Here is a 6,885-nt window from a genome sequence, read left to right on the forward strand (position 1 = left end):
TTAATATATTTACAATACATCTAATTAATATCTACCAAATTTAATACAATGAAATCTACTCTTTTCAGTCAGGGAATTATTGCCTGTATTCTTGCTATTTTAAGTCTATCAGATTGTGTAGGGCAATCAACACAGGTTATCATTCAAGACACTTCTTCGAATCATAAGGTTCGCTATTATGATGATCTACTTGAACAAATCTCAACAGTAATTTGGAAAGGTCGTTCCAATAATTTTACTTTTAATATATCCTATCCAACTCAAGTTTATATAGGTTGGGAAAGGAAACTGACACCTTTTTTACTTTTTCCAGGCGATAGTTTAATGTTTAAAGAAAGAGCCGATAAAACATCCTATGAATGTGTAAATAAACCAGACTCATTATTTGGTGTTCTTACTGCCTTAGAAAAGGAGGTAGGCTTAGAACTTGCAACACATTCTGGCTATAAGGTTCAGGATGTATTAAAAAGTGAATATGAAATTTTGATTGGAAGTATTTTCAACAAAATGCATCGACAATTAAATGTATTATCTAGGTATAGGGACAGCACCAATACTATACTTTATCAAGCGACAGAACAAGAAATAAAATGTTTTACTTTGGTAGAGTTGCTATCACCTTTCATTTATGGAAATACATCATGGAAATTTTTCCCTACATGGTATACTGATAGTTTGACAAAGTTTAAACACGAGATTTTTGGATTAGATACAACAGTTGCGGGAGTAGAATATAAAAGAGCATTATTTTCCTATAATCAATTTTTGTGCAGAGATTCTTTGGGTGGAAAAAATGATTTCCAAGTACAATTCAATTCTGCTGTTAGAAATTTCAAGGGCGACCAGCGAAATTTCTTGATGGCCTATATCCTTAGAATAAACAAGCCATATAACCCTGCTAATTTTTATGATAATGTAGCTACATTTTATAACCTCTGTAAAAACGAATACTTTTTAAAATATGTAAAAGATAAATTAGATGACAAGGACTTCGTTTATCCAGATTATGTATTAAAACAGACCTTGCTAAAAGATGATAAAAGTACAATTACATGGGCTGAACTACTCAATAAAAACAAAGGGAAACTAATTTTTATAGATATGTGGGCAAGTTGGTGTCCACCTTGTTTGATGCTAATGAAACCCCTAAATGAACATATTAAGTTTTACAAAGGGAAACCCATCACTTTTATAGCATTGTCCATAGATAAAAAGAAACAGGCGTGGTTAAAAGCATCTAAACGTTATGAAGTATCTCAAGAAGGCTCAGGAAGTTACTGGATAGGGCAGTCAGATAAATTTATTCAATTTTTATTAACCCGTAGGATTGGTGAAAAAATGCCTTTATGGATACCAAGATATATAATTATTGATGCTAATGGCAACCTTATAACAGTCAATGCAATCCAGCCTCATAATCCAGCATTAAGATGGCAAATAGATTTGTTTTTGAAAGATGTGAAAACTGATTAAGAGTAGGGATTGATTCATTGCGTGGTCGGAGTTTAGATTACGTTGTTAATTGACTAAAACAAAAAAATGAGGACAAAAGAATTTCTTCCTTTGTCCTCACGTCTCATAATCTTTAGTCTTCAAAAAACTACTTTTTCTCTGGCAACATAATTACTTTAATGACATTATCACCAAAGTATTTTTTAGCCGCCGTCTTAGTACTTTCAACAGTTACTTTTTTAAGGGCTTCTTCTTCCTTCAAGATGTATTTTACATCGTCACCTTCTTGATACTGAGATTGTAAATAACCCATCCAAAAACCATTGTCACGCAATTGTGTTTCCGTCTGACGCTTCGTTTCTACCTTAAACTTATCGATGTCTGTTTGTTCAGCACCTTTTTCTTTTACTTTTTCAATTTCAGCCAACGTACGTGCTACCAACTTCTCTACGTTTTCAGGAGCACAGCCAAAAGCAATACGGAAATTATAACGTTTAGCAGGAATCTTAGCAGTACTGCCACTTACACCTACGCCATATACTCCTGATTCTTCCTCTCTTAATTTCTCAATCAATTTGATTTCCAATACTTCTGATAAAGCTTCAACCTGTGTTTCGCTTTCGGCAGTACCATCAAAGTCACCAGACCAAACCAATGTTACACGTGCTTTAGGTTCTGTACCTTTATAAAGTGTTTTTTCAACCTTTCCTTTTGGTGGGCGAATACCTAAATCTTTATAAGTTTCCTTGCGTTTAGTTGATGGTAAGCCTCCTAAATATTTTTCTAATAAAGGTTTAACTTCTTCATTTTTAAAATTCCCAACAAAGAAAAACGTAAAGTCAGAAGCATCTGCAAAGCGTTCTTTATAAATCTGGAAAGCACGAGTAGCATCAATCTTCTCCAATCTTTCTACCGTCATTGGTAAATTACGAGGAGCGTAGTTACTTAAAATCGCTGTCAAAGAGTCACTATATACTTTCTCAGGCGTCAAAGTTTTTTGTTGACTCGCCAAAGCATCACGCTGATTTGCCAAGAAACCTTTTACTACATCAGCATCAAAACGAGGCTGGGTAAAATAACTATACAATAACTGCAATGCCGTTTCTAAGTCTTTGGGGTTACTAGATCCTGAGATGCCTTCAGTCGTTCCTGAAACAAATGGACTAACCCTCGCTACTTTGCCTGTTAAGGCTTTACGGAGGTTTACTGTAGAGAAATCCCCCAAGCCACCAATAGAAGCAATAGCAGAAGCTACACGAGCATTATCAGCATCTTTATTACCATATAAATTCGACCCGCCAAAGCTATAACCACCAATCAAGATTTCATCATTTTTAAAATCTGTTGGTTTCAAAACAGCCTTTACTCCATTCGCAAAAGTATACTCTGTAAGACCTACTTCTGGAATTTGTTTGGTAGCCACTACTTTAGAACCCGTCGGTAATTTAGCAATCAGAGGTTTGTTGACAGTTTGGTCAACATACGCTGTCACATCTTTTCCAGCAGAATTTAACCACTCTCTGATTTGAGCTTCTGTAGGCAAGGTAGCTTTGTCTTTTTCAGGAGCCATCAAAATCACGGCACGGTTGGTATCTGTAATCAATAAATTACCCAACGCATTTACTTCTTCTAGTTTTATACCTTCCAAATATTGCTTAGTAAACTCATACCCAAATTCAGTTGAAGTGAGGTTTTCATCTTCTAAGAAAGCGCCTACTAAACCTTCTACCAATTGTTCAGAATCAGTTTTATCTTTTTCTTTATAAGCCTGTTCCTGACCTACCATATACTGAGTTTTGGCTCTTTGTAATTCAGAAGCATTAAAGCCGAATTTTTTAGCACGAGCTACTTCTTCTAATATGGCTTTTAAGCCTTTTTCTACGTTACTACCTTTGGCTACAACCACGGTGTTGAAAGCATCTAGGTTACCTAAAAAACCGCTATAACCTGCATAACCATATTGGAAAGGAGGGTCAGCTTTTTGAGTAAGCTCTTGGATACGTCCAGAAAGCATTTGATTGAACAATGAACGAAGCATTCCTTCACGACGGTCTTGATAAGTAACGTCTTTGCGTTTTTCCTGCTTATTCATAATCTGAACAATCGTATTCGGTTGCTCAGGGTCGGTGATGATGGCTACATCTGTACTACCGTTCAAGTCAATTTTATACTTTGTTCTTGGTTTTTCGTTGGCAGGATTTTGAATACCGCTAAATTTTTCGATAATCATTTTTTCTACCATCGCTACATCTACATCACCAACTACCGCTACAGCTTCTAAATCTGGACGATAGAAATCTTGATGAAATTGTTTCAGCACATCATACTTGAAGTTCTTTAGAATATCATCTTTACCAATAGGCAAGCGTTTGGCATATTGCGAATTGTTTAGAATGATAGGAAAGAATTTATCACGCATACGTGCTTGAGCACCTTTGCCTGTACGAGATTCTTCTAATACAACGCCTCTTTCTTTATCAATTTCGGTAGGGTCTAAGGTAGCGTTATGAGCCCAGTCTTCCAGAATTTGAATTCCCTTTTTGAATACTTCTATCGAATCTGTTGGAACGGGTAACATATACACCGTTTCATCAAAACTTGTGTAAGCATTCAAATCTGCCCCAAAACGGACACCAGATTTTTGTAGGAAATCAACTAACTCGTTTTTCGGAAAGTTTTTCGTTCCATTAAAATTCATGTGTTCCATAAAGTGAGCAAGGCCTTGTTGCTCATCATTTTCCAATACAGAACCCGCTTTTACCATCAAACGCAACTGTGCTCTATTTTTAGGTTCAGCGTTTTTCATGATATAATACTTAAGTCCGTTTGGAAGAACCCCAACTTTTACTTTTGGGTCCATTGGAAGAAGCTTTTTGCTCAAATCTTCTTGAGCCATCACTGTAAAACCCGAGATAAAACTCAGTGCTACAACAGCGATAAGGGTAGTAACTTTTTTCATGGCAATAGAGGACTCTCTTAACCCCTTAGAGAGGGTGCTTGTTTAATGTTTATTGTATTTTGGGGTTATACAAATAATAAATACAAACTCGATTAATTTAATAAAAATGCAAGTTAGCATTACCGATGTAGAATAACGGGGTTGATATAAAAAAATTATCATAGGGTGAATGATAAAAAAACGTTTCTTTGTATTGACTAAGCTAAAAATGATAACCAATGTATCAAGCCTGTATTCGAAACCATATTTATCACTTTGCAGACCTAAAAAACTTGATGGCAAAGGCCAGTCCTTTGCGTTCTGGAGATGAATTAGCAGGCGTTGCTGCCTATTCAGCCGAAGAACGTGTAGCAGCACAAATGGCTTTAGCAGAGGTGCCTCTGAAAACGTTTTTGACTGAACACTTAGTGCCTTACGAACAAGATGAAATTACACGGTTAATCATTGATACCCATGATATAAAAGCGTTTAGCCAAATTAGTCATTTAACCGTAGGAGATTTTAGAAATTTTTTGTTGGAAGAAACTACCGACACTAAGGTTCTCCAAGCTTTACAAAGAGGATTAACGCCCGAAATGGTAGCGGCCGTTAGTAAATTAATGCGTATTCAAGACTTGGTGACCGTTGCTTCAAAATGTGAAGTAATTACGCAGTTCAGAAATACCATCGGTCTAAAAGGACATTTCTCAACTCGCTTACAACCAAATCACCCCACTGATGATTTTAAAGGCATTGCCGCCAGTATGATTGATGGGCTTTTTTATGGCAGTGGCGATGCCGTCATTGGCATCAATCCAGCTACTGATAATGTCCCTACGGTGATTCGCTTGCTCGAAATGCTGGATGGTGTTCGTCAACGCTTTGATATTCCGATGCAGTCTTGTATTCTTAGCCATATCACTACGACCATTCAAGCGATAGAACAAAATGCTCCCGTCGATTTAGTATTTCAGTCTATTGGAGGCACAGAAGCGACCAATACTTCGTTTGGTATAAACTTGAATATTTTGCAAGAAGGATATGAGGCTGGACTTTCCTTGAAACGCGGTACAGTAGGCAATAATTTAATGTACTTTGAAACAGGGCAGGGGAGTTCGCTTTCGGCAAATGCTCATCATGGCTTAGACCAGCAAACTTGCGAAACCCGTGCGTATGCAGTAGCAAGGCATTTCAATCCTTTATTGGTCAATACGGTAGTAGGCTTTATTGGCCCTGAGTATTTGTATAATGGCAAACAGATTATACGAGCAGGACTTGAAGACCATTTTTGTGGAAAACTGTTAGGGCTACCCATGGGCGTAGATGTTTGCTATACCAATCATGCCGAAGCCGACCAAGACGATATGGATACGTTGTTGACCCTGTTAGGGGCAGCGGGTTGTAATTTTATCATGGGCGTTCCCGGTGCCGACGATGTGATGTTGCATTACCAAAGTACATCTTTTCACGATGCGCTTTATATCCGACATCTGCTAGGTCTAAGACCCGCCCCAGAGTTTGAAGATTGGCTTATGAAAATGAATATTTTTGATGAAAATATGCGTTTGAAATCGGGGAATAAACAATTAATCAGCAGTGTAACAGGATTTATTGAAGGATAATGGAAATAAATAAAACAGCCTCCGCCGACCAATGGCAATTTTTACAAAACTATACACCTGCCCGCATCGCTCGTGGGCGAGCTGGGCATAGTTTGCCAACGGCTGAATTATTGAAATTTCAATCTGACCATGCTCAAGCACGAGATGCCGTTTATTCTGAAATTCAGATAAGCAGTTTGCACGAGGCTTTTATGTCAAATTTTAAGATAGAAGTCTTATCCTTGCAAAGTGAGGTAAAGTCTCGTTCACAATATCTTCAACGTCCCGACTTAGGAAGAACTATCAGCCAACTATCCAGAGAAACGTTGAGTAAAAAAGAGTCCACTGAAGCTGATATTTGTTTTGTCATTGCCGATGGACTCTCGGCGAAAGCCATTAATGAACATTCCTTCCCTTTTTTACAGTTATTACTTCCGAAACTTCAAGCTGATAATTGGAAGATTGCACCGATTTGTATCGTTGAACAAGGGAGAGTAGCCATTGCTGATGAAATAGGCTTTTTATTAAAGGCAAGCATCGTAGTTATTTTAATTGGCGAACGCCCTGGGCTTACTTCGGCAGATAGTATGGGTGCTTATATTACTTACCAACCTCAAGTGGGACTGACGGATGAAAGTAGAAATTGTGTCTCTAATATTCGTCCAGAAGGATTAAACTATGTGTTAGCCACAGAAAAGATTTTTTATTTGTTAAATGAAATAAAAGGGAAAAAAATAAGTGGTGTACAGCTAAAAGATGAAATGGCTAATTATAAATTACTTTAAAAAATTGAGTCTTTTTATGCGGGACATAGATACTATAACTATGATGGGTAATAAGAGGTAAAAAAAGAGATAAGCATGATTGTTTTAATGAATTAACATAAGTTAATAT

General features: G+C 37.0%; 4 protein-coding genes. 3 read left to right on the top strand and 1 reads right to left on the bottom strand.

Annotation, left to right across the window (positions count from 1 at the left end; translation table 11 throughout):
* The first annotated feature begins 48 nt into the window (after nucleotides 1–48).
* Nucleotides 49–1,473 carry a TlpA family protein disulfide reductase gene (locus AC07XN_RS22665; protein ID WP_494744715.1) on the top strand — a complete coding sequence of 475 codons (1,425 nt, stop codon included), beginning with the start codon at nucleotides 49–51 and terminating at the stop codon, nucleotides 1,471–1,473.
* Between the two features lie 127 nt (nucleotides 1,474–1,600).
* Here the strand turns inward: AC07XN_RS22665 and AC07XN_RS22670 are convergent, their stop codons facing one another.
* Entirely contained in the window at nucleotides 1,601–4,411 is a 2,811-nt protein-coding gene (locus AC07XN_RS22670) for a M16 family metallopeptidase (protein WP_494744716.1), read from the bottom strand.
* A 218-nt stretch (nucleotides 4,412–4,629) separates the two neighbouring features.
* Between AC07XN_RS22670 and AC07XN_RS22675 the strand changes: the two genes are divergently transcribed.
* Both AC07XN_RS22675 and eutC read left to right on the top strand, forming a co-directional pair.
* Nucleotides 4,630–6,012, top strand: a complete 1,383-nt coding sequence (locus tag AC07XN_RS22675; protein ID WP_494744717.1) for an ethanolamine ammonia-lyase subunit EutB — start codon at nucleotides 4,630–4,632, stop codon at nucleotides 6,010–6,012.
* Nucleotides 6,012–6,776, top strand: coding sequence for an ethanolamine ammonia-lyase subunit EutC (eutC, locus tag AC07XN_RS22680; RefSeq protein WP_494744718.1), 765 nt, complete (start codon nucleotides 6,012–6,014; stop codon nucleotides 6,774–6,776). The genes AC07XN_RS22675 and eutC overlap by 1 nt, the downstream gene beginning before the upstream one ends.
* The last annotated feature ends 109 nt before the right edge of the window (nucleotides 6,777–6,885 follow it).

This window comes from Arcicella sp. GW458-12-2-14-TSB2, from assembly GCF_059423785.1.